The following is a 26,253-nucleotide window of genomic DNA, read 5'->3' on the forward strand; positions in this document are numbered from 1 at the left end:
CCTTCCTCATGCGCCGGGCCTCACTTCCGGGCCGAGGTGACCCGGTAGACGTCGTAGACGCCCTCGACGCCGCGCACCGCCTTGAGCACGTGGCCCAGGTGCTTGGGGTCGCCCATCTCGAAGGTGAAGCGGCTCATCGCCACCCGGTCCCGGGAGGTCTGGACCGCCGCCGACAGGATGTTGACGTGCTGGTCGGAGAGCACCCGGGTGACGTCCGAGAGCAGCCGGGAGCGGTCCAGCGCCTCGACCTGGATGGCCACCAGGAAGACCGAGGACTGGGTGGCCGCCCACTCGACGTCGATGATCCGCTCGGGCTGCTGGCTCAGCGAGTCCACGTTGACGCAGTCGGCGCGGTGCACCGAGACGCCGTTGCCGCGGGTGACGAAACCGACGATCGGGTCGCCCGGCACCGGGGTGCAGCAGCGGGACAGCTTGACCCAGACGTCCTCGACGCCCTTGACGATCACGCCCGGGTCGCCCTTGGCCCGGCGGCGCACGGCCCGGCGGTTGTCGTGGGTCGGGGTGGCCGTCTCGGCGAGGTCCTCGGTGGCGCCCTCCTCGCCGCCGAGCGCCTGGACCAGCTTCTGGACGATGTTCTGCGCGGCGACGTGCCCCTCGCCGATGGCGGCGTAGAGCGAGGAGATGTCGGGGTAGCGCATCTCGTGGGCCAGGGTGACCAGCGAGTCGCCGGTCAGGATCCGCTGGATCGGCAGGCCCTGCTTGCGCATCGCCCGGACGATCGCCTCCTTGCCCTGCTCGATCGCCTCCTCGCGGCGCTCCTTGGAGAACCAGGCGCGGATCTTGTTGCGGGCGCGCGGGGACTTGACGAAGCCCAGCCAGTCCCGGGACGGGCCGGCGTTCTCCGCCTTGGAGGTGAACACCTCGACGGTGTCGCCGTTCTCCAGGGTCGACTCCAGCGGCACCAGGCGGCCGTTGACCCGGGCCCCTATGGTCCGGTAGCCGACCTCGGTGTGCACCGCGAAGGCGAAGTCGACCGGGGTGGCACCGGCCGGCAGGGCTATCACGTCACCCTTGGGGGTGAAGACGAAGACCTCGTTGCTGGCCAGGTCGAAGCGCAGCGACTCCAGGAACTCGCCCGGGTCGGCGGTCTCCTTCTGCCAGTCCAGCAGCTGCCGCAGCCAGGCCATCTCGTTGACGGCGCCGGCCTTGTCGTCCTTGCGGACCTGGGTCGGGGTGTCGGTGCGGACCTTGGAGGCCCCGGCGACCGCCCGCTGCTTGTACTTCCAGTGCGCGGCGATGCCGTACTCGGCCCGCCGGTGCATGTCGAAGGTGCGGATCTGGAGTTCGACCGGCTTGCCGCCGGGACCGATCACCGTGGTGTGCAGCGACTGGTACATGTTGAACTTGGGCATCGCGATGTAGTCCTTGAACCGCCCCGGCACCGGGTTCCACCGCGCGTGGATGGTGCCCAGTGCCGCGTAGCAGTCGCGGACGGTGTCGACCAGGACCCGGATGCCCACCAGGTCGTAGATCTCGGCGAAGTCCCGGCCCCGGACGATCATCTTCTGGTAGACCGAGTAGTAGTGCTTCGGCCGGCCGGTGACGGAGGCGGTGATCCGGGCGCCGCGCAGGTCCGCCTGGACCTGGTCGATCACGGTCGCCAGGTACTCGTCCCGCTTGGGGGCGCGCTCGGCGACCAGCCGGACGATCTCGTCGTACATCTTGGGGTAGAGGATCGCGAAGGCGAGGTCCTCCAGCTCCCACTTGATGGTGTTCATGCCCAGCCGGTGCGCCAGCGGGGCGTAGATCTCCAGCGTCTCGCGGGCCTTCTTCTCCTGCTTCTCCCGCTTGAGGTAGCGCATCGTGCGCATGTTGTGCAGGCGGTCGGCCAGCTTGATCACCAGGACCCGGGGGTCCTTGGCCATCGCGACGACCATCTTGCGGACGGTCTCGGCCTGCGCGGCCTCGCCGAACTTGACCCGGTCCAGCTTGGTGACGCCGTCGACCAGCAGGGCCACCGAGTCTCCGAAGTCCTTGCGCAGGGTCTCCAGGCCGTAGTCGGTGTCCTCGACGGTGTCGTGCAGCAGCCCGGCCATCAGCGTCGGGGCGTCCATGCCGAGCTCGGCCAGGATGGTCGCGACGGCCAGCGGGTGGGTGATGTACGGGTCGCCGCTCTTGCGCTTCTGCCCGCGGTGCCACTTCTCGGCGACGGCGTAGGCGCGCTCGATGTCGCGCAGCAGCGCCGGGTCGGCCTTGGGGTCGTTCGCCCGGATCGAGCGGAACAGCGGCTCCAGGACGGGGTTGAGGACGCTGGAGCGCTGGCCGCCGAGGCGGGCCAGCCTGGCCCGCATCCCGCCGCCGGTGCCGGAGCCGCGGCCGACCGGGGCGAGCTGGCGCGAGGAGGTCGGCGTCGGGCGTGCCGGGGTGGCCCCCGAGGGCGTGGGACGGTCTTCGGGGGCGGCCGCTGCGGCCGTGGGCACAACCTCGTCGGGCAAGGACACTCCTCGGGGCACCGGGGCCGACCCCTGCCGAGGGCCCGTACGGTCCGGGCACAACCAGGAGGGGATGAATCTTCATGGTACCGAGCCGGGCGGCCCGCCGTTCATCCGGCCGGGCCCGGAAACGGAAGGGCGGCGGTCGGATGATCCGACCGCCGCCCTTCCGTCATGCCCTTCAGACCGTGACCAGCGTCTCCAGCGGAGCGCCGCCCAGGTGCCCGGACAGCCGCTCGCGGCCGTCCAGGAAGCCGAGCTCCATCAGCACCACGACGCCCACCAGCTCGGCGCCGGCCTCCTTCACCAGGTCCAGCGAGGCACCGATGGTGCCACCGGTGGCCAGCACGTCGTCCACCACCAGCACCCGCTCACCGGGCGCGAAGGCGTCGCACTGCACCTCCAGCGTCGCCGAGCCGTACTCCAGCTCGTACGAGCGCCGGAACACCTCGCCGGGCAGCTTGCCCGCCTTGCGGATCGGCACGAAGCCCAGCCCGGCCGCGAAGGCCGCCGGAGCCGCCAGCACGAAACCGCGCGCCTCCAGGCCCACCACCTTGGTCGCCCCGAGCTCCTTCGCCCGGTCCGCCAGCGCCTGGGTGAGGGCTCCGAAGGCCTCGGCGTCGGCGAGCAGCGGCGCGATGTCCTTGAACAGCACACCCGGCTTCGGGTAGTCCGGGACGTCCCGGATCCGGCTGTTCAGCAGCTCGGCCAGTGCGGTGTCGGCGGTGGTCACGGTTCTGTCCTCAGGGTCGGGTGCGGTTCAGCGCTTGGTGGACGGACGGCCCTTGGCACGCGGGGTGCCGGCCGCGCGGTCGCGCTGACCGACCATACCCGCAGGCTGGCCCTCGTCCGCGCCCTCGTCCGTCGCCGCCGCGTCCGCGGCCTCCGCCTTGGCGGCCGCCGAGGCCCGGTGCTGCAGGACCCGCTTGCGCAGCGCCTTCATCTCCGGCTGCTCCTCCTTGAGCTGCGCCAGCAGCGGGGTGGCGACGCAGATCGAGGAGTAGGCACCGGCCGCGAGACCGATGAACAGCGCGAGCGAGATGTCGTTCAGGGTGCCGGCACCCAGCAGGCCGCCACCGATGAACAGCAGCGCGGCGACCGGCAGCAGCGCCACCACGGTGGTGTTGAGCGAGCGCACCAGGGTCTGGTTGAGGCCCGCGTTGGCCGCCTCGCTGTAGGTGAGCTTGTTCTGCTTGGTGATCCCCTTGGCGTTCTCCTTCACGGTGTCGAAGACGACGACCGTGTCGTAGAGCGAGTACCCGAGGATGGTCAGGAAGCCGATCACCGTACCGGGGGTGACCTCGAAGCCCACCAGGGCGTAGACCCCGATGGTGATCAGGAGGTCGTGGATCAGCGCGACCAGGGCGGCCAGCGCCATCCGCCACTCGAAGGCGATCGCCAGGTAGACCGTCACCAGGACCATGAAGACGACCAGACCGGTGAGCGCCTTGTTGGAGATCTGCTTGCCCCAGCTGGGGCCGATCACCTGGGCCTCGACGGTGTCCAGCGGCACGTCGAGCTTCTTCGAGAGCTCGGAACGGATGTCGTCCGAGCTCTTCGTCTCGTCGGTGCTGACCTGGATGCGGATCTTGTTGTTGTCCGTCGACTGCACCAGCGGGTGCGAGGAGACGATCCCGTCGGCGGTGTCCTGGGCCTGGGAGACCGTCAGACCCGGCTTGGTGACGGTGTAGACCGAGCCGCCCTTGAACTCGATGCCCAGGTGCAGGCCCATGGCCAGGCCGACCGCCGCGACCAGCACGATCACGCCGGAGATCGAGTACCAGAGCTTGCGGCGCCCGACGAAGTCGAAGCTGACCTCGCCCTGGTAGAGCCGGTGACCCAGATTGGAGAAGCGCGACACGGTGTCAGGCCTCCTTCACGGCGGCAGAGGAGGAGTTACGACGACGGGTGCTGCGCAGCGGCGGACGGGCGCCCAGCCGCTTCGGGTCCAGGCCGGACCACGGGTGACCGTCGGAGAAGAACTTCCGCCGGGCCAGCAGCGTGATCATCGGCTTGGTGAAGAGGAAGATCACCACCACGTCGAGCGCGGTGGTCAGACCCAGGGTGAACGCGAAGCCCTGCACCTTGCCGACCGAGACGACGTAGAGCACGGCGGCACAGAGGAAGGACACGAAGTCCGAGACCAGGATGGTGCGCCGGGCGCGCGGCCAGGCGCGCTGGACCGCCGGGCGCAGCGGGGCGCCCTCGCGGACCTCGTCGCGGATGCGCTCGAAGTACACGATGAAGGAGTCGGCGGTGATGCCGATCGCGACGATCGCACCGCAGACCGCCGGCAGGTTCAGCGCGAAGCCGATCCCGCCGCCCAGCAGGCTCATGATCGAGTAGGTCAGGGCCGCCGAGACGAGCAGACCGGCGATCGAGACCAGGCCCAGGCCGCGGTAGTAGATCACCGAGTAGAGGACCACCAGCACCATGCCGATCAGACCGGCGATCAGGCCGGCCTTCAGCTGGTCGCTGCCCAGCGCCGGGGAGACGGTGGTGACGTCGCCCTTCTGGAACTCCAGCGGCAGGGCGCCGTAGCTCAGCACGTTGGACAGGTCCTGTGCCTCGGGCTGGGTGAACTGGCCGGTGATGACCGCGCTGCCGCCGGGGATCACATTGGTGACCTGCGGGTGCGAGACGACCTGGTTGTCCAGCACGATCGCGAACTGGTTGCTCGGCGAGGTCTGGCTGGCCAGCATGGTGGTGACCTTGGTGAAGGCGTCGGTGCCGGCGCCGTTGAACTGCAGCTGGACCTGCCAGCCGCCACCGGTCTGGGTGTCGAGGCCGGGCTGGGCCTTGGAGACGTCCGAGCCCTTCACCGCGACGGGGCCGAGGGCGAGCTTCTCGTAGTAGCCGCCCTGCCCGGGCTTCTGGGAGCAGGCGACCATGGCCTTGTCGTCGGCGCCGGTCTGGGCGGAGCGCACGTCGGGCTTGGTGCAGTCCAGGTCGGCGAAGGCCTTCTGGAGCTCCGGCGGGACGGTGCCCTGGGTCATCGCGGCGCTCAGGTCGGCGGCGCTCGGCGGGGTGGCCGGGGCGCTCGGGGCGGCCGGGGCCGAGCCGGTGGCACCGGCCGACGGGGTGGCGGACACGCCCGTGGCGGCGGCGCTCGGGCTGGCGTCGGCGGCCAGCGCCTCACCGACGGAGCGGCCCTGCTTGGTGGCGCTCGGGCTGCCGCTGGCGGTGGGGGCGTGGCTCGCGGACGAGCTCGCGCCGGCCGAGGCCGAGGCACCGGCCGAGGGGCTGCCCGACGGGGCGTTGCTCGGGGTGCCCGACGGGGCGGCGGACGGGGAACCGGAGGGCGCGGGCGGGGTGAACCCGCTGGGCGCCACGGCCAGGACCGGACGGAAGAACAGCTTCGCGGTGGTACCGACCTGGTCCGCCGCGTTCTGCTTGTCGCCGCCCTTGGGGATGTTCACGATGATCGTGTCCGAGCCCTGGGTCTGGACCTCCGCCTCGGAGACACCCATTCCGTTGACCCGGCGCTCGATGATCCCGACGGCGATGTCCATGCTGGACTTGTTGATCGCCTTGGGGTCCTTCGACTTCGCGGTCAGCGTGATGCTGGTGCCGCCTGCGAGGTCGATACCGAGCCGGGGCTTGGTGTTGCCCGTCCCGAACATGAGGGCGACCAGTCCGACGGTGACGACCAGGATGAGGGCCAGCGCCCGCCCTGGGTAGCCGTCGCGCGGGCGCGACTTGGGTGTTGCCACCTTGCTCGTTTCTCCCTGTCCATGCCACTTTGCCGACCGGACCCCCGTCCGGCTCGTGGCGGAACGGGGGCATGGCGGCTCTGCGGCCCTGAGGTCCTGTGGGCTCGCGGCACTGCGCCGCGCGGTCGGGCGGGTTGCCCGGCCGTACTACTTGCTCGCGGGAGCCCCGCCCTCGACCTCGCCCTTGGCATCGCCCTTCTCGGCGCTGTCCTTGGTGAGCGTCAGCGGCTTGTCCTCGACCGGCGCGGCGTCGGCGTCCTCGGCCTCCGGCTCGGACAGCTCGTCGTCGGCGGGGCGACCGTTGATGATCGCGTCGTACTCCTGGCGGTCCAGGACGGCCGCGATGGCGCTCTTGGTGAAGTGGGTGAACACGCCGGGCGCGATCTCCAGCTCGACGGTCTCGTCGTGGATCGCCTTCACCTCGGCGTACAGGCCGCCGATGGTGCGCACTCCCGCCCCGGGCTCCAGCGAGCTCTGCATCTGCTGCGTCTGCTGCTGGCGCTTCTTCTGCGACCGGAACATGAGCACGATCGCGATGATCGGGAGGAGAAGGATGATGAGGTTCACTGCAGCCAGGGTCCTTTACGGGCCGCCGGCCGGCGGCCTGTGTGGTATGGGTCGGCCCGTCGGGTGAGAGGGGCGGTCCGGCGGAGTCTAGGCGACCCCGAACTGATCGGACAACGCCAAGCATCGCATCCTGCCGCCGAAAGTGGCGACCCTCCGCCTGCACAGTTTCCCGGGACTTCCTCCCCGGCCCCTCCCCGGGCGGGGCGCCGGGCCGGGCCGGGAACCGACGGCCGCCCGTCACCCGTTCTCTCACCCGTTCGGTGCAGCCGGGTCAACTTCCGTCCGGCCGGAACAGCTCCGGCTGGGGCGGTACGGCGCCGCGGGTGGTCTGGACCGGCGGGGTCAGACCGAGGTGCTGCCAGGCCGCGGCGGTGGCGATCCGACCGCGCGGGGTGCGGGCCAGCAGGCCCTCGCGGACCAGGAAGGGCTCGGCCACCTCCTCGACGGTCTCGGCCTCCTCCCCCACCGCGACCGCGAGTGTCGACAAACCGACCGGTCCGCCGCCGAACAGCCGCAGCAGGGCGTTCAGCACCGCACGGTCCAGCCGGTCCAGACCCCGGGCGTCCACCTCGTAGACGTCCAGCGCCTGGGCGGCGATCCCGACGGTGACCACCCCGTCGTGCCGGACCTGCGCGTAGTCGCGGACCCGGCGCAGCAGCCGGTTGGCGATCCGCGGGGTGCCCCGCGAGCGGCCGGCGATCTCGGCCGCGCCCGCCGGGTCTATCTCCACGTCCAGCAGCGAGGCCGAGCGGTGCACCACCCGCTGCAGCTCGGCCGGGGCGTAGAACTCCATGTGCCCGGTGAAGCCGAAGCGGTCCCGCAGCGGCGGCGGCAGCAGGCCGGCCCGGGTGGTGGCGCCGACCAGGGTGAAGGGCGGCAGCTCCAGCGGGATGGCGGTGGCGCCCGGCCCCTTGCCGACGATCACGTCGACCCGGAAGTCCTCCATCGCCATGTAGAGCATCTCCTCGGCCGGCCGGGACATCCGGTGGATCTCGTCGAGGAAGAGCACCTCACCCTCGGTGAGCGAGGAGAGGATCGCCGCGAGGTCCCCCGCGTGCTGGATCGCCGGGCCGGAGGTGATCCGGATCGGGGCACCGAGCTCGGCCGCGATGATCATGGACAGGGTGGTCTTGCCCAGCCCGGGCGGCCCACTCAGCAGGACGTGGTCCGGCGCGCTGCCGCGCTGACGGGCCGCCTGGAGCACCAGGGACAACTGCTCGCGCACCCGCTCCTGGCCGATGAACTCGTCCAGCAGCTTGGGGCGCAGCGCGGCCTCCACCGCCTGGTCCTCGCCGTCGGCGGCGGCCGTGACCAGCCGGTCGGCGGGTTCCGAGTCGTACATCCTCGCGGGCTCCAGAATCTCCGGTGTCGGGACCGCCGGTCGACGGTCTCACTCGACGGTCGCACTCGACGGTGTCGACAAACGGACAGGTCGTCAGGTGGACTCAGCGGGCGCGGTTGAGGCCGCGCAGGGCGAGCCGCAGCAGCGCGCCGACGTCCGTGGTCTGCTGCGCCTCCGCCTCCGGGGTGACGGCGGCGACCGCCTCGTCCGCCTCGCGCGGGGCGTAGCCGAGGCCGGTCAGCGCGGAGTGCAGCTGCTCGCTCCACGGCGCCGGGCCGGAGGCGATCGGCTTCTGGGCGGGCACCGCGCCGTGCGGGGCGCCCAGCTTGTCCTTGTACTCCAGCAGCAGCTTGGCCGCCTTCGCCTTGCCGATGCCGGGCACCGCGACCAGGGCCTTCTCGTCCCCGCCGGCCACCGCGGCGCGCAGCGCGTCGGGGCTGTGCACCCCGAGGATGGCCTGGGCCAGCTTGGGACCGACGCCCGGCGCGGCCTGGAGGATCTCGAACACGGCCCGCTCGTCGTCGTCGGCGAAGCCGAACAGGGTCAGCGAGTCCTCCCGGACCACCAGGGAGGTCGCCAGCCGGGCCGGCTCGCCGAGCCGCAGCCCGGCCAGGGTGTTCGGGGTGCACTGGACGGCCATGCCGACCCCGCCGACCTCGACCACCGCGACGCCGGAGGCGATGGCCGCCACGGGTCCTTGCACGAAGGCGATCACCGACGACTGCCTTTCTAGGAGTGGGAGCGGGATTGCAGGAGCTTGCTGCGCGGGGCGCTGCGGGCGGCCTGGGCCGCCGCCTGGGTGGCGGCCTGCAGCCGGTTGGTCGTCCCGCCGCGCCAGATGTGGCAGATGGCCAGCGCCAGCGCATCGGCGGCGTCGGCCGGCTTGGGCGGGGCGTCCAGCCGCAGCAGCCGCTGCACCATGGCCGTGACCTGGGCCTTGTCCGCCCGGCCGGAGCCCGTGACGGCGGCCTTGACCTCGCTGGGGGTGTGGAGTGTGACGGGGATGCCGCGCCGGGTGGCGCAGAGCATCGCGACCGCGCTCGCCTGGGCGGTGCCCATCACGGTGCGGACGTTGTGCTGGGCGAAGACCCGCTCGACGGCGACCAAGTCCGGCCGGTGCTCGTCCAGCCAGCCCTCCAGGCCCTGCTCGACCTCCAGCAGCCGCTGCCCGATCTCGGCCTCGGGCGAGGTCCGCACCACGCCCACCCCGACCATCCGCAGCGGCCGGCCCGGCGTGCCCTCGACCACGCCGACCCCGCACCTGGTCAGCCCCGGGTCCACACCCAGCACCCGCACGTCACTCCCCGCCCCTCGTTGCCAACGATCGCCTCCGACCTGCGAAGGCTACCGTCCGGGTCCGACAACCCCGCCGACGACACCGGCCCGGCGGTCCTGGGACCACCGGGCCGGGCAGTGCAGGCGGTCACCCGCCGTCGACCGGAGCCGAATCACTCGGCGTCGAGCTGCGCACCGACCTCGTCGGAGATGTCGAAGTTGGCGAAGACGTTCTGCACGTCGTCGCTGTCCTCCAGCGCGTCGATCAGCTTGAAGATCTTGCGGGCGCCGTCGACGTCCAGCTCGACCTGCATGCTGGGGAGGAAGTTGGCCTCGGCCGAGTCGTAGTCGACGCCGGCGTCGACCAGCGCGGTGCGCACGGCGACCATCTTGGAGGCCTCGGAGACGATCTCGAAGGACTCGCCGAGGTCGTTGATCTCCTCGGGCTCCTGGTCGAGGACGACCTCGAACAGCTTGTCCTCGTCCACGCCGTCAGCCTTGGGGACGATCACCACGCCCTTGCGGTTGAACAGGTACGACACCGAGCCCGGGTCGGCCATCGAGCCGCCGTTGCGGGTCATCGCGACGCGCACGTCGGAGGCCGCGCGGTTGCGGTTGTCGGTGAGGCACTCGATCAGGACGGCGACACCGTTCGGGCCGTAGCCCTCGTACATGATGGTCTGGTAGTCGGCGCCGCCGGCCTCCAGACCGCCACCGCGCTTGACGGCGCGGTTGATGTTGTCGATCGGGACCGAGTTCTTCTTCGCCTTCTGGATGGCGTCGTAGAGGGTCGGGTTACCCGCCGGGTCGGGACCGCCGGTGCGCGCCGCCACCTCGATGTTCTTGATCATCTTGGCGAAGAGCTTGCCGCGCTTGGCGTCGATCACGGCCTTCTTGTGCTTGGTGGTAGCCCACTTAGAGTGGCCGGACATCGCCAGCTCCTTTACGTCGCCAATGGAAATGAAACAGAAGAGATCTTACCGGTGTCGTCACCGGAAAGGCGCACACGGCCACCGACGCCCTACCGAGCGGCGAGGTGCTCCTCGACCATCCGCACGAAGTAGGCGTGCACCCGGTGGTCCCCGGTGAGCTCCGGGTGGAACGAGGTGGCCAGCAGATTGCCCTGGCGCACGGCCACGATCCGGCTCTCCGGGCCGTCCGCGCCGGGCAGCTCGGCCAGCACCTCGACGCCCGTGCCGACCGCCTCGACCCAGGGGGCGCGGATGAAGACGCCGTGCACCGGCGCGTCGTCCAGGCCCTTGAAGGCGAGGCCGGACTCGAAGGACTCGTTCTGCCGGCCGAAGGCGTTGCGGCGCACCGTCATGTCGATGCCGCCGACGCTCTCCTGGTCCTCCCGGCCGTCCAGGATCTTGTCGGCCAGCATGATCATGCCCGCGCAGGTGCCGTACACCGGCATGCCGGCGGCGACCCGCTCGCGCACCGGGTCCATCACGCCGAACAGCAGCGCCAGCTTGGACATGGTGGTGGACTCCCCGCCGGGGATCACCAGCGCGTCGACCTCGGCCAGCTCCTCGGCACGGCGCACCGGACGGGCGAGCGCGTCGGCCTCGGCCAGCGCCACCAGGTGCTCACGGACGTCACCCTGCAGGGCGAGGACACCGATGACTGGAGTGCTCACGGTCTTCAACCTCAATCGATCGTCTACTACGGAAGGACGCGGCGCGGCCCGCCGCACACCGAGGCGCTGCGGCGGGCCGGCACGGACGAGCGGGAACGACTACCAGCCGCGGTTGGCGTAGCGCTCGGTCTCGGGCAGGGTGTCGCAGTTGATGCCGACCATGGCCTCGCCCAGGTTGCGGGAGGCGTCCGCGATGACCTTCGGGTCGTCGAAGAAGGTGGTGGCCTTCACGATGGCGGCGGCACGCTTGGCCGGGTCGCCCGACTTGAAGATGCCGGAGCCGACGAAGACGCCCTCGGCGCCCAGCTGGCGCATCAGCGCAGCGTCGGCCGGGGTGGCCACGCCACCGGCGGAGAACAGCACGACCGGCAGCTTGCCGAGCTCGGCGACCTCCTTGACCAGCTCGTACGGGGCGCGCAGCTCCTTGGCGGCGGCGAACAGCTCGTTGTGGTCCAGCGCCCGCAGGTGGCCGATCTCGTTCTTGATCTGGCGCAGGTGGCGGACGGCCTCGACGACGTTGCCGGTGCCGGCCTCGCCCTTCGAGCGGATCATGGCCGCACCCTCGGCGATCCGGCGCAGGGCCTCGCCCAGGTTGGTGGCGCCGCAGACGAAGGGGGTGGTGAAGGCCCACTTGTCGGAGTGGTTGACCTCGTCGGCCGGGGTCAGCACCTCGGACTCGTCGATGTAGTCGACCCCGAGCGACTGCAGGACCTGGGCCTCGACGAAGTGACCGATGCGGGACTTGGCCATCACCGGGATGGAGACCGCCTCGATGATCTCCTCGATCATGTTCGGGTCGGACATGCGGGCCACGCCGCCGTCCTTGCGGATGTCGGCCGGAACCCGCTCCAGAGCCATGACGGCCACCGCGCCGGCGTCCTCGGCGATCTTCGCCTGCTCGGCGTTGACCACGTCCATGATCACACCGCCCTTGAGCTGCTCGGCCATGCCGCGCTTGACCCGAGCGGTACCGATCTGCGGCTGGTCTGCGGTGGTGGGGGTGGTGGACACGTGAGACCTCACTCGAAGATGAACCAGTGCTATCGCCCTATGGTAGGCGGAACGGGTGACCCAACCATGCGCCACCAAGTCCAGCCCGGACGAAGGGATGCGACAATCGGGCCGTATCCGGGGACAGCCTAAGCAGGCGCCCCTTCCGGCGTGAGGGCGGGCGGCGGGGCATCGTCCATCTCGAAGGCCAACGGGAACGGCGCCTTCCCCGCCAGCCGGAAGTAGCGCACCAACCGGTGCTCCCGCACCGCCCGCGCCGCCCGCACCGCGTCGTTGTGGAACCGGCGGGCCATCGGCACCCGGCGCACCGCGGCGGTCAGATCACGAACCGCCTCCTCGCCGCCCGGCTCGGCCACCAGCGCCGCCACCTGCTCCGGCTCCTCGAACACCGCCCGCAGCGCCAGACTCAACTGGCTCTCCGCCACCTCGCGGTGCTCGTCCTCGGCCGCCCGGGCCGCGTGCGCCGCGTCCAACAGCAGCAGCGAGGCCGCCGGGTCCAGCAACGAGGACGTCGCCAGCTCCATCGCCACCGAGGCCCGACGGACCAGCTGCGCGTCCAGCGCCGCCCTCGCGGCGTCGATCCGGGCGTGCAACCGGTCCAAGCGGCCGGCCGTCCAACTCAGGTACATGCCGAACAGCACCACGGCCACGCCGGCCCAGATCCAGGTAGTCACGGGCCGCTACGTTACCGGGTGTCACCGGCCGCCCGGCCCGGCGTCAGCCCCGGGCGGCACCCGGCATCAGCCCCGGACGGTCCCGTGGTGGTAGGCCGCCCGGTCGATGTCCGCGATGTTCACCGCGGTGAACAGCCTGGTCCCCGGCAGCGGCTTGACGTGCTCCCGCAGCAGCGCGACCACACCCTCGCCCAGCGCCGCCTTCGCCTCCGGCGTCCGGCCCGGGAACATCTGGAACTCGACGTACACCTGGGAGTCGCCCTCCGCCCCGGTGCTGCCGACCACCAGTTCCTCGCTCCGCCGGAACAGCGTCTTGCAGGACTCCGGCTTCGCGTCGATCGTCTCCTCCGCCAGCCGGTTGATCGCCAGGCCCAACGCCCGGCGGTCGAAGGTCCCGGCCAGGCCGGACGAGTAGTCGACGGAGATCTGCGGCATCGTTTCCCCCATGGGTCACAGTGGTGCGGTCGGCCCGACCCTAACCCCACTCCCGTCGGTCCCCACGGTCAGTCCCTGGCGAGACCGAACCGCCCGCGCCGCCCGCTGCGCTCGTCCTCCTCGACCACCGCCGCCGCCCCGGCCGTCACCGTCTCGTACACCGCCAGGATGTCCGCGCCGACCGTCGACCAGTCGAACCGCCGCACGTGCCGCGAGGCCGCCTTGCGCAGTTCCTCCAGCCGCGCCGGGGCCCCCAGCAGCCGCAGCGCCGTCCGCGCCAGCGCGTCCGCGTCCTCCACCGGGAACAGCTCGCCGGCGTCCCCGCCGTCCAGCACCTGCTTGAACGCGTCCAGGTCGCTGGCCAGCACCGGGGCGCCCGCCGACATCGCCTCGACCAGGATGATCCCGAAGCTCTCCCCGCCCGTGTTCGGCGCCACGTACAGGTCCACGCTGCGCAGCAGCCGGGCCTTCTCCCGGTCCGAGACCATGCCGAGGAACTCCACCCGCTCGCGGACCTCGGGCGCCAGGCCGGCCACCGCCTCCTCCTCGTCGCCCTTGCCCGCGACCAGCAGCCGCACCCCCGGCCGCTCCGCCAGGATCCGCGGCAGCGCCGCCAGCAGCGTCGGCAGGCCCTTGCGCGGCTCGTTGATCCGGCCGATGAACCCGATCGTGCCCGGCTCCCCCGCCGCCGCACCGCCGGTCCACCGCTCGTCCGGCTCGGCCTCCGCGAAGAAGCCGACGTCCACCCCGTTCGGGATCACCACCGCGTCCCCGCCCAGGTGCTCCACCAGGGTCCGCCGGGCGTACTCCGAGACCGCGATCCGGGCCCGCATCTTCTCCAGCCCCGGCTGGAGGATCGGCGAGGCCGCGATCATCGCCCGGGACCGCGGGTTGGAGGTGTGGAAGGTGCCCACCATCGGCCCGGTGGCCGACCAGGCGGCCAGCATCGACAGGCTCGGCGAGGACGGCTCGTGCACGTGCAGGATGTCGAAGCGCCCCTCGCGCAGCCACCGCCGCACCCGGGCCGCCGACAGGATGCCGAAGCTCAGCCGCGCCACCGACCCGTTGTACGGCACCGCCACCGCCCGACCGGCCGAGACCACGTACGGCGGCAGCGCCTCGTCGTCCTCGGCCGGCGCCAGCACCGACACCTGGTGCCCCAGACCGATCAGGTGCTCGGCGAGGTCCCGGATGTGGAACTGCACCCCACCGGGGACGTCCCAGTCGTACGGGCAGACGATGCCGATCTTCACGGGTTCCTCAAGCTCCTTCGGGCAGACGGACGGGCGTACCGGCCGGGGCTCAGACCCCCGGGGCCTCGGCGGCGGGCTCGGCCACCGGCTCCGCGGCCGACAACGGCTCCGCAGCCGGCACCGGCTCCACGGCCGGGCGCGCCACCGCGGAGGCGCCCCCCACCGTCTCACGGGACGGCAGGTCGGCGAGCCAGAACTTCTGCAGCATGTGCCAGTCCTGCGGGTGCTCGGAGATCCCGCGCTCCCACACGTCCGCCATCGCCTGGGTCATCGCCCGGGTCCGCTCCTTGCGGTCGCCCTCCTCGGGCACCGGCACCTCGGGGTGGATCCGCCCGCGCAGCACCGGACCGTCGTACCAGAGCGTCACCGGCAGCAGCGCCGCCCCGGTGCGCTGGCACAGCGCCGCCGGCCCGGCCGGCATCCGGGTCGGCTCGCCGAAGAAGGACACCTCGATCCCCGCCTCGGAGAGGTCCCGGTCCCCCACCAGGCAGACCAGCCGGCCCTCGCGCAGCCGCCGCGCCAGCGTGCCGATCACGTTCACCCCACCGCCGGTCAACGCCAGGACCTCCATGCCCTGGCCCTCCCGGAACTCGACGAAGCGCTCGAACAGCCGCTCCGGCTTCAGCCGCTCGGCGACCGTGGTGAACGGGTGGCCCTGCTGGGCGATCCAGGTGCCCGCCAGGTCCCAGTTGCCCATGTGCGGCAGCGCCGCCAGCACGCCCCGGCCGGACGCCAGCGTGTCCGTCAGGTGCTCGGCACCCTCGATCCGCACGTCCCTGGCGACCCTGCCCCGGCTCCACACCGGCAGCCGGAAGGACTCCAGCCAGTACCGCAGGTACGACCGCATCCCGGCCCGCGACAGCCGCCGCAGCGCCGCCTCGTGCAGCCCCGGACGGACCCGGCGCAGGTTCGCCTCCAACTGGAGCACCCGCGGCCCGCGGCGCCGCCAGGCGTAGTCCGCCAGCCGGTCGAACACCCACCGCGCCACCGGCTCCGGCAGGTGCTTCAGCACCGCCCACCCCAACGCGTACGCCCAGTACACCAGTCGGTCCGTCACCGCAGCCCGCTCCCCGTCAACTCCCGGCCGCCGCTCGGTCGGCTCGGTCGGCCTCGAACGCCTCCCGGCGCACGGTCACCATCCGCTGGACCACCGTCACCAGGCTGCCCACCGCCACCAGCCACAGCGCCACCGGCAGCAGCCACTCCACGTACGGCACCCCGAACGTGTGCAGACCCGCGACCCCGGCCGCCACCAGGCTGATCACCAGCCGCTCGGCCCGCTCCACCAGCCCCGACACGTCGCACGGCAGGCCCTGGCTCTCCGCCCGCGCCTTGGTGTACGACACCACCAGACCGCTGGCCAGGCAGAAGATCGCCACCGCGCACAGCAGGTTGTCGTCACCCTTGCCCGCGTACCACATCGCCAGGCCGCCGAAGATCGCCGCATCCGCGACCCGGTCCAGCGTGGAGTCCAGGAACGCCCCCCACTTGCTGGTCCGGCCCAGCTGCCGGGCCATGTTCCCGTCCACCAGGTCCGAGAAGATGAACAGCGTGATCGTGATGGTGCCCCAGAAGAACTCCCCGCGCGGGAAGAACACCAGCGCACCGGCCACCGAACCGGCCGTACCGATCAGCGTCACGGCGTCCGGGCTCACGCCCAGCCGGATCAGGAACGCGGCGAACGGGGTCAGAACACGTGTGAAGAAGGCACGCGCGTATTTGTTGAGCATGGCCTTCCCAGCCGCTCCGATCTCCGTGGTACCCGCCTGGCGCGGTACGCGCAGCAGACGACCGGACGAATGGGCCCGCCCGGAGCACCCATCGTAGCCACGCCCGGGACACCCTCCGTCGCACGCACCGCCGGACGGCACACCGGCCGACCGGCCGCACACACGTGCGGTCAATCGCACGAGCGCCCGACCGGACCCGACCCTAGACTGCCAAGGACAGCCTCGGCGCCACGGGAGGAGACCCCGATGCCCGACCGCAGCACCGCACGAGCCGGCCAGGCGCCCACCGTCACCGGCCCGCAGGACCTGCGCAACGTCGTCCTCGTCGGCTCCAGCGGTGTGGGCAAGACCACCCTCGCCGAATCCCTCGCCCTCGCCGCCGGCGCCACCGGCCGGGCCGGCCGCGTCACCGACGGCACCACCGTCTCCGACCACGAGGAGATCGAGCACCAGCAGCAGCGCTCCGTCCAGCTCGCGCTGCTCCCGCTCGAATGGAAGGGCGTCAAGATCAACCTGATCGACCCGCCCGGCCACCCCGACTTCGCCGCCGACCTGCGCGCCGCCCTGCACGCCGCCGACGCCGCCGTCTTCGTCGTCTCCGCCACCGACCCGGTCACCGCCCCCACCCGCGCCCTCTGGCGCGAGTGCGCCGCCGAAGGCATCCCGCGCGCCGTCGCCGTCGCCAAACTCGACCTCGCCCGCACCGGCTTCGACGACATCCTCACCGCCTGCCACGACGCCTTCGACCTGGGCCCGGACACCCTGCGCCCGCTCTTCCTGCCCGTCCTCCACGACGGACACCCCGACGGCAGCGTCGACCTCCTCACCGGCGACACCTACGGCGACACCACCCCGCTCCCCGACACCGGCCCCGCCCACGACAGCCTCGTCGAAGCCATCTCCGGCCAGGACGACACCCTCATGGAGCGCTACCTCTCCGGCGACCCCCTCGACACCGACTCCCTCGAAGCCGGCCTGCGCCGCGAAGTCCTCGCCTGCACCCTCCACCCCGCCGTCCCCACCAGCGACAACGGCCTCGGCGCCGCCGAACTCCTCGACCTGATCGCCCACGCCTTCCCGAACCCCACCGAACGCACCCGCCCCGCCCCCGACTGCGACCCCGACGCCCCGCTCGCCGCCCAGGTCATCCGCGTCACCGGCGACGCCTACGTCGGCCGGATCAGCCTGCTGCGCCTCTACGCCGGCACCCTGCGCCCCGACAGCCGGATCCACCTCACCGGCCCCGCCCACACCGCCGACCAGAACGGCGACGAACGCGTCACCGGCCTCACCAGCCCCTTCGGCAAACTCCAGCGACCCGTCCCGCACGCCGTCGCCGGCGACCTCGTCTGCGCCGCCAAACTCACCAGCGCCCGGGCCGGCGACACCGTCCACGACCCCGGCCACCCCGTCGAACTCGACGGCTGGACACTGCCCGAGCCCCTGCTGCCGATCGCCGTCGAAGCCCACAGCAAGGCCGACGACGACAAGCTCTCCCAAGCCCTCACCCGGCTCACCGCCGAAGACCCGGCCCTACGCCTCGAACAGAACCCCGACACCCACCAGCTCGTCCTCTGGTGCACCGGCGAGGCCCACGCCGAGGTCGTCCTCGACCGGCTGCGCACCCGCCACGGCGTCCACGTCGACACCGTCGAACCCAAGGTCGCCCTGCGCGAGACCTTCGGCACCGCCGCCGCCGGCCACGGCCGACTCGTCAAACAGTCCGGCGGCCACGGCCAGTACGCCATCTGCGACCTGGAGGTCGAACCCCTCCCGGCCGGCGCCGGCTTCGAGTTCCAGGAACACGTCGTCGGCGGCGCCGTCCCCAAGCACTTCATCCCCTCCGTCGAGAAGGGCGTCCGCGCCCAACTCGCCAAGGGCGTCGCCACCGGACACCCGCTCGTCGACGTCCGGGTCACCCTCACCGACGGCAAGGCCCACTCCGTCGACTCCTCCGACGCCTCGTTCCAGAACGCCGCCGCCCTCGCCCTGCGCGACGCCGCCGAGCACGCCGTCATCCGGCTGCTCGAACCCGTCGCCGCGGTCAGCGTGCTGCTCCCCGACGAGTACCTCGGCGCCGTGCTCGGCGACCTCTCCGCCCGCCGCGGCCGCGTCCTCGGCACCGAGACCGGCGGCCAGGGCCTCACCCTGCTGCGCGCCGAGGTCCCCGAACTCGAACTCGTCCGCTACCCGGTCGACCTGCGCGCCCTCACCCACGGCACCGCCGAGTTCTCCCGCGCCTACCTGCGCCACGAACCCATGCCCGCCGCCGTGGCCGACCGCTACACGGACTGACCGCTACGCCGACCCGACGGGCTTGCGGTTCGGCAGCGCGCACGCCGCCGTACCCCCCGGCATCCGGTGCCGGTTCCGCGACACCCAGCGGTACACCACGGCCGCCACCGGACGCACCGGCGGCAGGGTCAGCACCGCCCCCAGGTACGCCCACGCGCCGCCCGTGCGCATCAGCAGCCGCGCCACCGCCTGCGCACCCCCGTACACCCGGCCCGCCGGCGTCACCCAGAGCACCTCGCGCTCGGCCCGCTCCGCCGACACCTCGCCCCGGCCGCCCGCCACCGCGTCCAGCTCCGGCAGCTCCGCGAACTGGAACGGCACCGCCTCCCAGCCCCCCGAGGCCAGGGTCTGCCGCAGGTACCGCTCCCCCCAGCGCACGCAGGACGAGCAGAACGCGCAGTCCCCGTCGAAGACCAGCACCGGATCCTTCATGGCAACCCCCTTCATCGTGTTCACCGTCCATCCTGCTCCACCCCCACGGCATCGGTTCGCGCGGGTATCGACCCGTCCGAAGCTGGGCATCATGCCTGTCAAGCCCGGCGCGGCCGGAACGTGACGGTTCGTGACGGTAGTTCAGACGATCATCCGCGCAGGGGTGCCACGGCACGGTAACCTGCCGCTGACAAGGGGAGGAGCAGACGCCACCGTGGCCACACTCGACATGACCCCGGGTGCGCAGATACCCCGGACCGACGCCGGCCCGCAGACCGCCGTCACCCAGGCACTCTCCTCGGCCGCCTACCGCGACGGCGAGATCGGCAAGTTCGTCACGGACGTCGCCGACGCCAAGGAGAAGAAGGGCCGCTTCGCGCTCTTCCGCCCCAACCTCGGCGAGGCCTTCAGCAAGGCCCTGATCTCCCGCGCCCTCGGCGGCGACCGCAAGCCCCTCGTCCCGTCCTTCGGCGTCGACACCCGCCAGGTCGTCGAACACTGCCTGGCGGCCGAGGAGCTGCGGCACGCCCGCGACCGGCAGCTCAGCGGCATCACCGTCGTCACCGGCCTGCTCTTCCTCCCCGGCACCCTGATCTGGCTCGGCGCCTTCCAGCTCCGCGCCTGGCTCAAGCGGGACAACTCCCGCGGCGCCGACACCTACGGCGCCCTCACCCTCATCGCGGTCGCCGTCCTGGCCGGCTACCTCGCGCTGTTCCCCCCGGCGGCCGGCGTCCTCGGCGTCTACCTGCGGATCACCATGCTCGCCCCGGTGCTCGGCTGGTACCTCGCCCGCCGGATCGTCGAACGCTCCGCCAAGGACCTCCGCTCCAGCTGGCAGGCCCTGGTCGAGGGCAGCGCCGTCGCCGCCACCGTCGCCAAGGCCGTCCCCCGCGACGACCTCGACAAGAAGGCCAACGACCTGCGCGACAAGCTCGGCCGGCTGGACGCCGAGCAGGAGACCAACATCCACCACTACGCCGGCCCCAAGGGCATCCTGGGCGCCGGCCGCCGCTGGGGCGAATGGCGCCTGGCCGACACCCTGCACCCCGCCGAGGGCCACGCCGACTTCCGCGCGTTCCACCCCTGGGACCTGGTCCGCCGGATCTCCGCCCACCTCAAGGGCCTCGGGGTCAGCCACGTCGCCAACAGCGGCATCCCCAACGTCGCCATCAAGCAGTGGGCGGTCTTCGACGTCAGCGAGGGCGCCGACGAGATCAGCCGCCCCAGCGGCGCCGACATGGACGGCGAGCGGATGCGCGACTTCGCCGTGCAGAGCCTCGCCGACAAGCAGACCTTCCCCGGCGGCCCCCGGCACTACATGGCCACCCAGTTCATCACCCACGACGGCAAGTTGATCATCACCTTCACCGTCACGGTGACCCTGCTGGCCAATGTGCTGAGCATCGCGGTGGCGGGCTACGCGCTCGGCCCGATCAAGGGCGTCTTCTTCGACAAGCCCAAGGACAAGGAGAAGTCGATCCCCAAGTCGATGAAGTTCTGGGAGGAGCGCACGATCAAGCTCCCCCTGATCGACAACGACGAGGTGGTCCGCCAGGCCGTCCGCGCCCCCTTCCACAAGATGCCCAGCCTGCTCGGCTGGCTCGGCGGCGGCCTCGGCCTGCCCGAGCCCTTCGGACTGCGGCACTCCTGGGTCGGCACCGCCTGGAACAACCGCTCCATGGTCGACAACGCGCTCAACGCCTCCGTGCCGGTGCTCAACGCGGTGCACACCGCCACCCTGGAGTTCCTCCAGGAGCACGACCTCGACGCCGACCGCTTCTTCAAGACCCGCACCTCGATCATCAAGGCCGAGGCCCAGAGCCCGCGCCCGTACAAGGTCGACGAGTTCAACGCCGACTAGCACCGTACGAAGAGGGGCCCGTCACCGAACTCCCCGGTGGCGGGCCCCTCTTCGCGCGTTCCTACCGACTCAGCCCTGCGGCCAGACCTCGGCCAGCATCTTGCGGGTGTCCGCCAGCAGCTGCGGAAGCACCTTGGTGTGGCCGACCACCGGCATGAAGTTGGTGTCCCCGCCCCAGCGCGGCACCACGTGCTGGTGCAGGTGCGCCGCGATCCCGGCCCCGGCCGCCGCGCCCTGGTTCATCCCGATGTTGAACCCGTGCGCCCCGGAGGCCGCGCGCAGCGCGGTCATCGCCTTCTTGGTGAAGTCCGCCAGCTCGGCCGTCTCCGCCTCGTCCAGGTCGGTGTAGTCGGCCACGTGCCGGTACGGGACCACCATCAGGTGCCCGCCGTTGTACGGGTACAGGTTCAGCACCGCGAACACGGCGCTCCCCCGGGCGATGACCAGCCCCTCCTCGTCGCTCAGCGACGGGATCGAGCAGAACGGACAACCGTCGTCCGGAGCCGGGCCGGTGGGCTTGTTCTCACCCTGGATGTACGCCATCCGATGGGGGGTCCACAGGCGGCGGAAGCCGTCCGGCTCACCGACACCCCGCTGCAGTTCCGGCTCAGTCGTCATGCTGATCAGCATATTCGCCCGATGGTGCTTGCAAAGCCGTGCGGGGCAGACTCTTGAAGAGCCTGCCCCGCACATCCCCGCGATCGCGGGGCCGATCACGCCGTCCCGTAGATGCGTTGCAGCATGGGAGGGCCACCCCCGCTCAGGCGGGGCCTACGTCATACCTGGATGCGGTTCTTCACCGCGTCGACGATCTCGGCAACGGCCTCGGCCAGTGGCACGCCGTTCTTCTGCTCACCGTTGCGGTAGCGGAAGGAGACCGCGCCCGCCTCGACGTCGTCGTTGCCGGCGATCAGCATGTACGGGACCTTGGCCCGCTGCGCGTTGCGGATCTTCTTCTGCATCCGGTCGTCCGAGGTGTCCACGTCCACCCGGATCCCGTGCTTCTTCAGCTCGGCCGCGACCTCCAGCAGGTACGGCACGTGCTCGTCGGTGATCGGGATGCCGGTCACGGTGACGGGGGCCAGCCACGGCGGCATGGCGCCGGCGTAGTGCTCCAGCAGCACCGCGAAGAACCGCTCGATCGAACCGAACAGCGCACGGTGGATCATGACCGGCCGCTGCCGCGAGCCGTCCGCCGCGGTGTACTCAAGATCGAAACGCTCGGGCAGGTTGAAGTCCAGCTGGATGGTGCTCATCTGCCAGGTCCGGCCGATGGCGTCCTTCGCCTGCACCGAGATCTTCGGGCCGTAGAAGGCCGCGCCGCCCGGGTCCGGAACCAGCGGGAGACCCTGCTTCTCGGCCACGCTCGCCAGGACGCGGGTGGCCTCCTCCCAGGTCTCGTCGCTGCCGACGTACTTGACCGGGTCCTTGGTCGACAGCTCCAGGTAGAAGTCGGTCAGACCGTAGTCGCGAAGGAGGTTGAGCACGAAGGTCAGGGTGGAGTCGAGCTCCTCCGCCATCTGCTCGCGGGTGCAGTAGATGTGGGCGTCGTCCTGGGTGAAGCCGCGGGCCCGGGTCAGGCCGTGCACCACCCCGGACTTCTCGTAGCGGTACACCGTCCCGAACTCGAAGAGGCGCAGCGGCAGTTCACGGTACGAGCGGCCGCGCGCGTCGAAGATCAGGTTGTGCATCGGGCAGTTCATCGGCTTGAGGTAGTAGTCCACGCCCTCGTCGAGCTGCATGGGCGGGTACATACCGTCCGCGTACCAGTCGAGGTGGCCGCTCTTCTCGAAGAGCTTCCCCTTGGTGGCGTGCGGGGTGTAGACGAACTCGTAGCCCTCTTCCTCGTGCCGCTTGCGCGAGTAGTCCTCCATCGCCCGGCGGATGATGCCGCCCTTGGGGTGGAAGACGGCGAGGCCGGAGCCGATCTCCTCGGGGATGGAGAAGAGGTCGAGCTCGTTGCCGAGCTTGCGGTGGTCGCGCTTCTCGGCCTCGACCAGGAAGTCCAGGTGGGCCTTGAGCTCGTCCTTGCTCGGCCAGGCGGTGCCGTAGATGCGCTGCAACTGCGGGTTCTTCTCGCTACCGCGCCAGTAGGCGGACGCGTTGCGCATCAGCTTGAACGCCGGGATGTGGCGGGTGCTGGGCAGGTGCGGGCCGCGGCAGAGGTCGCCCCAGCACTGCTCGCCGCTCTTGGCGTCCAGGTTGTCGTAGATGGTGAGCTCGCCGGCGCCGACCTCGACGTCGGCGCCCTCGCCGGCCGTGGCGGCGGAGCCCTTGAGGCCGATCAGTTCGAGCTTGTACGGCTCGGCGGCCAGCTCCTCGCGGGCGTCCTCGTCGGTGACCACGCGGCGGGAGAACTTCTGCCCGCGCTTGATGATCTCCTGCATCTTCTTCTCGATGGCCTTGAGGTCATCGGGGTGGAAGGGCTTCTCGACGTCGAAGTCGTAGTAGAAGCCGTCCTTGACCGGCGGGCCGATGCCGAGCTTGGCCTCGGGGTAGAGCTGCTGCACGGCCTGGGCCATGACGTGCGCGGTGGAGTGGCGCAGGATGTCGAGACCGTCCTTGCTGTCGATCGCGACCGGCTCGACCTCCTCGCCGTCCTGGAGGACGTGGGCGAGGTCCTTGAGCTGGCCGCCGACGCGGGCGGCGATGATCGAGCGGTCGTCGGCGAAGAGCTCGGCGGCCGTAGTGCCCGTGGTCACCACGCGCTCTTCCCGATCGGGTTCGCGGCTGATGATTACCCGGACGTCCGTCACCGGTCTCTCCTGACGTGCTGGATTCAGAGGACGCAACACTGCGCTGCGCGTGACGATGGTACCGAGAGCACCAACCGCACCGCGCACTCAGGACCTCTCTCCCCCGTCCTGGAGCCCCTTGAGCAGTCGCTCGTGGTCGCCCTCCCCCCAACCGCAGAGCTCCAGTCCGTGGACCCGGCTCAGCCGGCGGAAGCCGTCGCGGCGGTCCAGTCGGCCGGAGACCCGGACCGGGACGCCGGAGAGGTGGGCCTCGGCGGCGAGCCGGTAGTCGGGGTCGGGCAGGCGCAGCTTGAGTTCGCGGACCTCGGCGCCGCCGAGCACCCGCAGTCGGACGGAGCCCGGTCCGGCCGGGTCGGCGCGCTTGAGCCGGACCACCACGCCGACCACGGTGACGTCGACGGCGGGCTCGATCCGTTCCAGCAGTTCGGCGGCCTCGGCGAGGGCGGGCAGGTCGCCGGGCGAGTACTCGAGGTCGATCCGGCGGTCGCCGAAGCCGCCGGGGGTCCCGGCGGCGGGTGACCAGGCGACGGTGAGCCGGGCGGCGGTCGTGCCGCGCACCAGGTCCTCGACGGACTGGACGAGTTCCCGGCTGACGCCGGAGCGGACGGCGTTCTCGAAGGCCTCGGGCCCGCCGCTGACCCGGCGGTAGTCGACCGCTTCGCGCAGTGCCTCCAGGGCGCGGACCAGGGTGGTGACGGCGGTGCGGCCCTCGGGGGCGGGGGTGTGGGCGGTGAGGGCGGCGCCCTGGTCGGCGACGCCCTGCTCGACGAGCAGGACGCGGTCCAGGAAGTCCCCGGCGAGAGTGTCCAGCCGGGCGCCGAAGTAGGCGGCCGTGGTCTTGCCGGCCTTGGCCCCGGCGGCGAGCATCGCGCGTGCGGTGCGCTGGAGCCGTTCGGCGTCGTCCCAGGGGGTGGTGTCGGCGAGGCCGGGCAGTTCGCGGCGCCAGGTCAGCTCGTCGCCGGGGACGGCGAGGGCGAGCAGGATCGCGCGGGCGGAGGGGGTGCGGGAGCGTGCGAGTGCGGTGACGGCGTCGGTGAGGAGTTCGACGGCGTCGTCGAAGCCGTCCGCGGCGGGGATCAGGAGGCTGGTGCCGGGTTCGCCGTCCGGCGGGGTCCAGCGGCCGTAGCGGGCGGCGGGGCCGCCGCGCCGGACCCAGCCGTGCCGGGCGAGCAGGGTGGCGAGCACGGCGGGGTCGACGGTGGCGGGATCGGGCAGGGCCCGGGTCGGGTCCTCCGGTCCGTGCGGCAGGGTCATGGGTGTGGTTCCTCGCTGCCGGGGCCGGGCGGTCACGGGCTGTCGCCCGCGCCGACCCGGGCCATGATGTCGCAGAGCGCGCGGTCGTCGAAGACCTTGTCGGTGGGCACCCGGACGTTGGTGCGCCGCTGTCCGGTGACGGGGTGGCCGGCCAGGTTGACCCAGTAGCAGCAGTGCCGCAGTTCGAGGGCGTCCGGGCGGGCCCGGAGCCACTGGTCGACCCGGCGCGGCAGCAGCATCACGACCAGGATGCGGGGGACGGCGACCCGGGCGCGGGCGAGCTTGCGCAGGTGGTCGTTGTCCAGGGTGAAGCTGAAGAACGGCCCGGTCGGGTCGGGCGCGATCTGCTGGGTCGCCTTGAGCTGGATCTTGATGGTGACCTCGTCGTCCACCTCGTGCTCCCGGGAGCCGTGGCTGACCTGCCAGTCGATGCCGTTGTCCGGGAAGGGTTGGGAGAGCGAGCAGCCGGCCGCGGCGGCGACCGCGTGCAGGTAGCCGACCTGCAGGGTCTCCATGCAGGCGGTGACCGCGAGGTTCCCCCTGAGGGTGGCCGCCGCGCCGTCGGGCGGCGGCTGTGTCAGTGCCATCGTCCCGTGCGCCTCCCCCGGCTCCGGGCCCGTCCGGGCCGACCGGCCCAGTGGCAGGATCCCCGGTCCTGGCTGGGCCAAACGGGTTGAGCGGGCGTCAGAACCGGGTATCACCAGGGCGCGGAACGCACGCCTGAGGGGCAGTCATGCAGCAGCACTGGTACACCGGCCCACTCGCTTCCTTCGACACCGAGACCACCGGCGTGGACGTGGAGACCGATCGGATCGTCTCCGCCGCCCTGGTCGTCCAACTCGCCCCGGACGCACCGGCGCAGACCACCACCTGGCTCGCCGATCCGGGCGTGCCGATCCCGGACGGCGCCCGGGCGGTGCACGGCATCACCGACGAGCAGGTCCGGACGCACGGCCGGCCGGCCCGGGCGGTGGTGGCGGAGGTCACCCGCGCGCTGGCGGCCCAGGCGCGGGCCGGTCGCCCGGTGGTGGTGATGAACGCGCCCTACGATCTGACGCTGCTGGACCGGGAGTTGCGCCGGCACCACGGGCTGGCGCTGAGCACGGGGCTGGACGGCGCCGGGCTGGTGGTGCTGGATCCGCGGGTGCTGGACAAGCACGTGGACCGCTACCGCCGGGGCCGCCGGACGCTGACCGACCTGTGCGTCCACTACGGCGTGGACCTGGCCGGGGCGCACGACGCGGCGGCGGACGCGACGGCGGCCCTGTCGCTGATCCGGCGAATAGGCGCCCGCTACCCGGCGGCGCTGGGCGGGCTGTCGGCGGCGGAGCTGCACCTGCGGCAGGCGATCTGGCACGCGGCGCAGGCGCGCGGGCTGCAGGCCTGGTTCGACCGGTCGGGGACGCCGGAGCGGGTGGACCTGTCCTGGCCGCTGCGGCCGGCCCGGTGCGTCTGCGGTCGTCGGCTGGAGCCCGAACACGGTTGCGAGGCGGCCGCGTAACCGGCCCGGAACGCGCCGCAGGCCCTGACCGGTTTCCTGGTCAGGGCCTGCGTGCTGTCCGG

Annotated in this window: 24 protein-coding genes; 3 read left to right on the plus strand and 21 right to left on the minus strand. The window is 71.9% G+C overall.

Annotation, left to right across the window (positions count from 1 at the left end):
- Nucleotides 1-20 precede the first annotated feature (20 nt).
- From ABTZ03_RS12595 to pgsA, 16 genes are all read right to left on the minus strand, one after another.
- Nucleotides 21-2,456, minus strand: a complete 2,436-nt coding sequence (locus tag ABTZ03_RS12595; protein WP_400920871.1) for a RelA/SpoT family protein — start codon at nucleotides 2,454-2,456, stop codon at nucleotides 21-23.
- A gap of 178 nt (nucleotides 2,457-2,634) precedes the next feature.
- Nucleotides 2,635-3,186, minus strand: a complete 552-nt coding sequence (locus ABTZ03_RS12600) for an adenine phosphoribosyltransferase (RefSeq protein WP_350512904.1) — start codon at nucleotides 3,184-3,186, stop codon at nucleotides 2,635-2,637.
- Between the two features lie 27 nt (nucleotides 3,187-3,213).
- Complete coding sequence (gene secF / locus ABTZ03_RS12605; RefSeq protein WP_350512905.1) at nucleotides 3,214-4,314, minus strand: protein translocase subunit SecF; 1,101 nt, start codon at nucleotides 4,312-4,314, stop codon at nucleotides 3,214-3,216.
- Nucleotides 4,315-4,318: 4 nt separating this feature from the next.
- Nucleotides 4,319-6,166, minus strand: coding sequence for a protein translocase subunit SecD (gene secD / locus ABTZ03_RS12610; protein WP_502894447.1), 1,848 nt, complete (start codon nucleotides 6,164-6,166; stop codon nucleotides 4,319-4,321).
- 147 nt (nucleotides 6,167-6,313) lie between these two features.
- Nucleotides 6,314-6,733: a preprotein translocase subunit YajC gene (gene yajC, locus ABTZ03_RS12615; protein ID WP_350512906.1), complete on the minus strand. Its 420-nt coding sequence runs from the start codon at nucleotides 6,731-6,733 to the stop codon at nucleotides 6,314-6,316.
- 271 nt (nucleotides 6,734-7,004) lie between these two features.
- Entirely contained in the window at nucleotides 7,005-8,075 is a 1,071-nt protein-coding gene (gene ruvB, locus ABTZ03_RS12620; protein WP_350512907.1) for a Holliday junction branch migration DNA helicase RuvB, read from the minus strand.
- 103 nt (nucleotides 8,076-8,178) lie between these two features.
- Nucleotides 8,179-8,790, minus strand: a complete 612-nt coding sequence (gene ruvA, locus ABTZ03_RS12625; RefSeq protein WP_350512908.1) for a Holliday junction branch migration protein RuvA — start codon at nucleotides 8,788-8,790, stop codon at nucleotides 8,179-8,181.
- Between the two features lie 14 nt (nucleotides 8,791-8,804).
- Entirely contained in the window at nucleotides 8,805-9,371 is a 567-nt protein-coding gene (gene ruvC / locus ABTZ03_RS12630) for a crossover junction endodeoxyribonuclease RuvC (RefSeq protein ID WP_350512909.1), read from the minus strand.
- A gap of 152 nt (nucleotides 9,372-9,523) precedes the next feature.
- Nucleotides 9,524-10,282 carry a YebC/PmpR family DNA-binding transcriptional regulator gene (locus tag ABTZ03_RS12635; protein WP_350512910.1) on the minus strand — a complete coding sequence of 253 codons (759 nt, stop codon included), beginning with the start codon at nucleotides 10,280-10,282 and terminating at the stop codon, nucleotides 9,524-9,526.
- Between the two features lie 89 nt (nucleotides 10,283-10,371).
- Nucleotides 10,372-10,989: a pyridoxal 5'-phosphate synthase glutaminase subunit PdxT gene (gene pdxT, locus ABTZ03_RS12640; protein WP_350512911.1), complete on the minus strand. Its 618-nt coding sequence runs from the start codon at nucleotides 10,987-10,989 to the stop codon at nucleotides 10,372-10,374.
- Nucleotides 10,990-11,088: 99 nt separating this feature from the next.
- Nucleotides 11,089-12,000, minus strand: a complete 912-nt coding sequence (gene pdxS / locus ABTZ03_RS12645; protein ID WP_350512912.1) for a pyridoxal 5'-phosphate synthase lyase subunit PdxS — start codon at nucleotides 11,998-12,000, stop codon at nucleotides 11,089-11,091.
- A 128-nt stretch (nucleotides 12,001-12,128) separates the two neighbouring features.
- Nucleotides 12,129-12,629 carry a hypothetical protein gene (locus tag ABTZ03_RS12650; RefSeq protein WP_350513011.1) on the minus strand — a complete coding sequence of 167 codons (501 nt, stop codon included), beginning with the start codon at nucleotides 12,627-12,629 and terminating at the stop codon, nucleotides 12,129-12,131.
- A gap of 111 nt (nucleotides 12,630-12,740) precedes the next feature.
- Nucleotides 12,741-13,109: a 5-carboxymethyl-2-hydroxymuconate Delta-isomerase gene (locus tag ABTZ03_RS12655; protein ID WP_350512913.1), complete on the minus strand. Its 369-nt coding sequence runs from the start codon at nucleotides 13,107-13,109 to the stop codon at nucleotides 12,741-12,743.
- Nucleotides 13,110-13,177: 68 nt separating this feature from the next.
- Nucleotides 13,178-14,362 carry a glycosyltransferase family 4 protein gene (locus tag ABTZ03_RS12660; protein WP_350512914.1) on the minus strand — a complete coding sequence of 395 codons (1,185 nt, stop codon included), beginning with the start codon at nucleotides 14,360-14,362 and terminating at the stop codon, nucleotides 13,178-13,180.
- A gap of 49 nt (nucleotides 14,363-14,411) precedes the next feature.
- Nucleotides 14,412-15,419, minus strand: a complete 1,008-nt coding sequence (locus ABTZ03_RS12665) for a phosphatidylinositol mannoside acyltransferase (RefSeq protein ID WP_350512915.1) — start codon at nucleotides 15,417-15,419, stop codon at nucleotides 14,412-14,414.
- A 16-nt stretch (nucleotides 15,420-15,435) separates the two neighbouring features.
- A complete protein-coding gene (gene pgsA, locus ABTZ03_RS12670) occupies nucleotides 15,436-16,092 on the minus strand; it encodes a phosphatidylinositol phosphate synthase (RefSeq protein WP_350512916.1) in 657 nt (218 codons plus the stop codon).
- 246 nt (nucleotides 16,093-16,338) lie between these two features.
- Between pgsA and ABTZ03_RS12675 the strand changes: the two genes are divergently transcribed.
- Complete coding sequence (locus ABTZ03_RS12675) at nucleotides 16,339-18,387, plus strand: elongation factor G-like protein EF-G2 (RefSeq protein ID WP_350512917.1); 2,049 nt, start codon at nucleotides 16,339-16,341, stop codon at nucleotides 18,385-18,387.
- A 3-nt stretch (nucleotides 18,388-18,390) separates the two neighbouring features.
- Here ABTZ03_RS12675 and ABTZ03_RS12680 read toward each other — a convergent pair whose 3' ends face one another.
- The gene (locus ABTZ03_RS12680; protein ID WP_350512918.1) at nucleotides 18,391-18,819 is read right to left on the minus strand and encodes a thiol-disulfide oxidoreductase DCC family protein; all 429 of its coding nucleotides are present in this window, start codon (nucleotides 18,817-18,819) and stop codon (nucleotides 18,391-18,393) included.
- Nucleotides 18,820-19,033: 214 nt separating this feature from the next.
- Between ABTZ03_RS12680 and ABTZ03_RS12685 the strand changes: the two genes are divergently transcribed.
- The gene (locus ABTZ03_RS12685) at nucleotides 19,034-20,680 is read left to right on the plus strand and encodes an AbeC-like domain-containing protein (protein ID WP_350512919.1); all 1,647 of its coding nucleotides are present in this window, start codon (nucleotides 19,034-19,036) and stop codon (nucleotides 20,678-20,680) included.
- Nucleotides 20,681-20,749: 69 nt separating this feature from the next.
- On the opposite strand, the gene ABTZ03_RS12690 is transcribed toward ABTZ03_RS12685, so the two are convergent.
- The 4 genes from ABTZ03_RS12690 to ABTZ03_RS12705 form a co-directional block, all read right to left on the minus strand.
- Nucleotides 20,750-21,310 (minus strand): HIT family protein, encoded by a 561-nt coding sequence (locus ABTZ03_RS12690; RefSeq protein ID WP_049651438.1) that lies wholly within the window; start codon nucleotides 21,308-21,310, stop codon nucleotides 20,750-20,752.
- A gap of 146 nt (nucleotides 21,311-21,456) precedes the next feature.
- Entirely contained in the window at nucleotides 21,457-23,436 is a 1,980-nt protein-coding gene (thrS, locus tag ABTZ03_RS12695; protein WP_350512920.1) for a threonine--tRNA ligase, read from the minus strand.
- A gap of 87 nt (nucleotides 23,437-23,523) precedes the next feature.
- On the minus strand, nucleotides 23,524-24,690 hold the full coding sequence (locus tag ABTZ03_RS12700) for a hypothetical protein (protein WP_350512921.1): 1,167 nt from the start codon (nucleotides 24,688-24,690) through the stop codon (nucleotides 23,524-23,526).
- A 32-nt stretch (nucleotides 24,691-24,722) separates the two neighbouring features.
- Nucleotides 24,723-25,277, minus strand: coding sequence for a DUF4365 domain-containing protein (locus ABTZ03_RS12705; protein WP_350512922.1), 555 nt, complete (start codon nucleotides 25,275-25,277; stop codon nucleotides 24,723-24,725).
- A gap of 146 nt (nucleotides 25,278-25,423) precedes the next feature.
- On the opposite strand from ABTZ03_RS12705, the gene ABTZ03_RS12710 reads away from it, so the two are divergent.
- Entirely contained in the window at nucleotides 25,424-26,191 is a 768-nt protein-coding gene (locus tag ABTZ03_RS12710) for an exonuclease domain-containing protein (RefSeq protein WP_350512923.1), read from the plus strand.
- Nucleotides 26,192-26,253: the final 62 nt, after the last annotated feature.

Source organism: Kitasatospora sp. NPDC096077 (genome assembly GCF_040303245.1).
GTDB lineage: Bacteria > Actinomycetota > Actinomycetes > Streptomycetales > Streptomycetaceae > Kitasatospora.

Coding starts and splice junctions, on each gene's coding strand:
- ruvB (WP_350512907.1), bottom strand. CDS start 8,075: ATGTACGACTCGGAACCCGCCGACCGGCTGGTCACGGCCGCCGCCGAC.
- ABTZ03_RS12635 (WP_350512910.1), bottom strand. CDS start 10,282: ATGTCCGGCCACTCTAAGTGGGCTACCACCAAGCACAAGAAGGCCGTG.
- ABTZ03_RS12650 (WP_350513011.1), bottom strand. CDS start 12,629: ATGTACCTGAGTTGGACGGCCGGCCGCTTGGACCGGTTGCACGCCCGG.
- ABTZ03_RS12655 (WP_350512913.1), bottom strand. CDS start 13,109: ATGCCGCAGATCTCCGTCGACTACTCGTCCGGCCTGGCCGGGACCTTC.
- pgsA (WP_350512916.1), bottom strand. CDS start 16,092: ATGCTCAACAAATACGCGCGTGCCTTCTTCACACGTGTTCTGACCCCG.
- ABTZ03_RS12675 (WP_350512917.1), top strand. CDS start 16,339: ATGCCCGACCGCAGCACCGCACGAGCCGGCCAGGCGCCCACCGTCACC.
- ABTZ03_RS12680 (WP_350512918.1), bottom strand. CDS start 18,819: ATGAAGGATCCGGTGCTGGTCTTCGACGGGGACTGCGCGTTCTGCTCG.
- ABTZ03_RS12690 (WP_049651438.1), bottom strand. CDS start 21,310: ATGCTGATCAGCATGACGACTGAGCCGGAACTGCAGCGGGGTGTCGGT.
- ABTZ03_RS12700 (WP_350512921.1), bottom strand. CDS start 24,690: ATGACCCTGCCGCACGGACCGGAGGACCCGACCCGGGCCCTGCCCGAT.
- ABTZ03_RS12705 (WP_350512922.1), bottom strand. CDS start 25,277: ATGGCACTGACACAGCCGCCGCCCGACGGCGCGGCGGCCACCCTCAGG.
- ABTZ03_RS12710 (WP_350512923.1), top strand. CDS start 25,424: ATGCAGCAGCACTGGTACACCGGCCCACTCGCTTCCTTCGACACCGAG.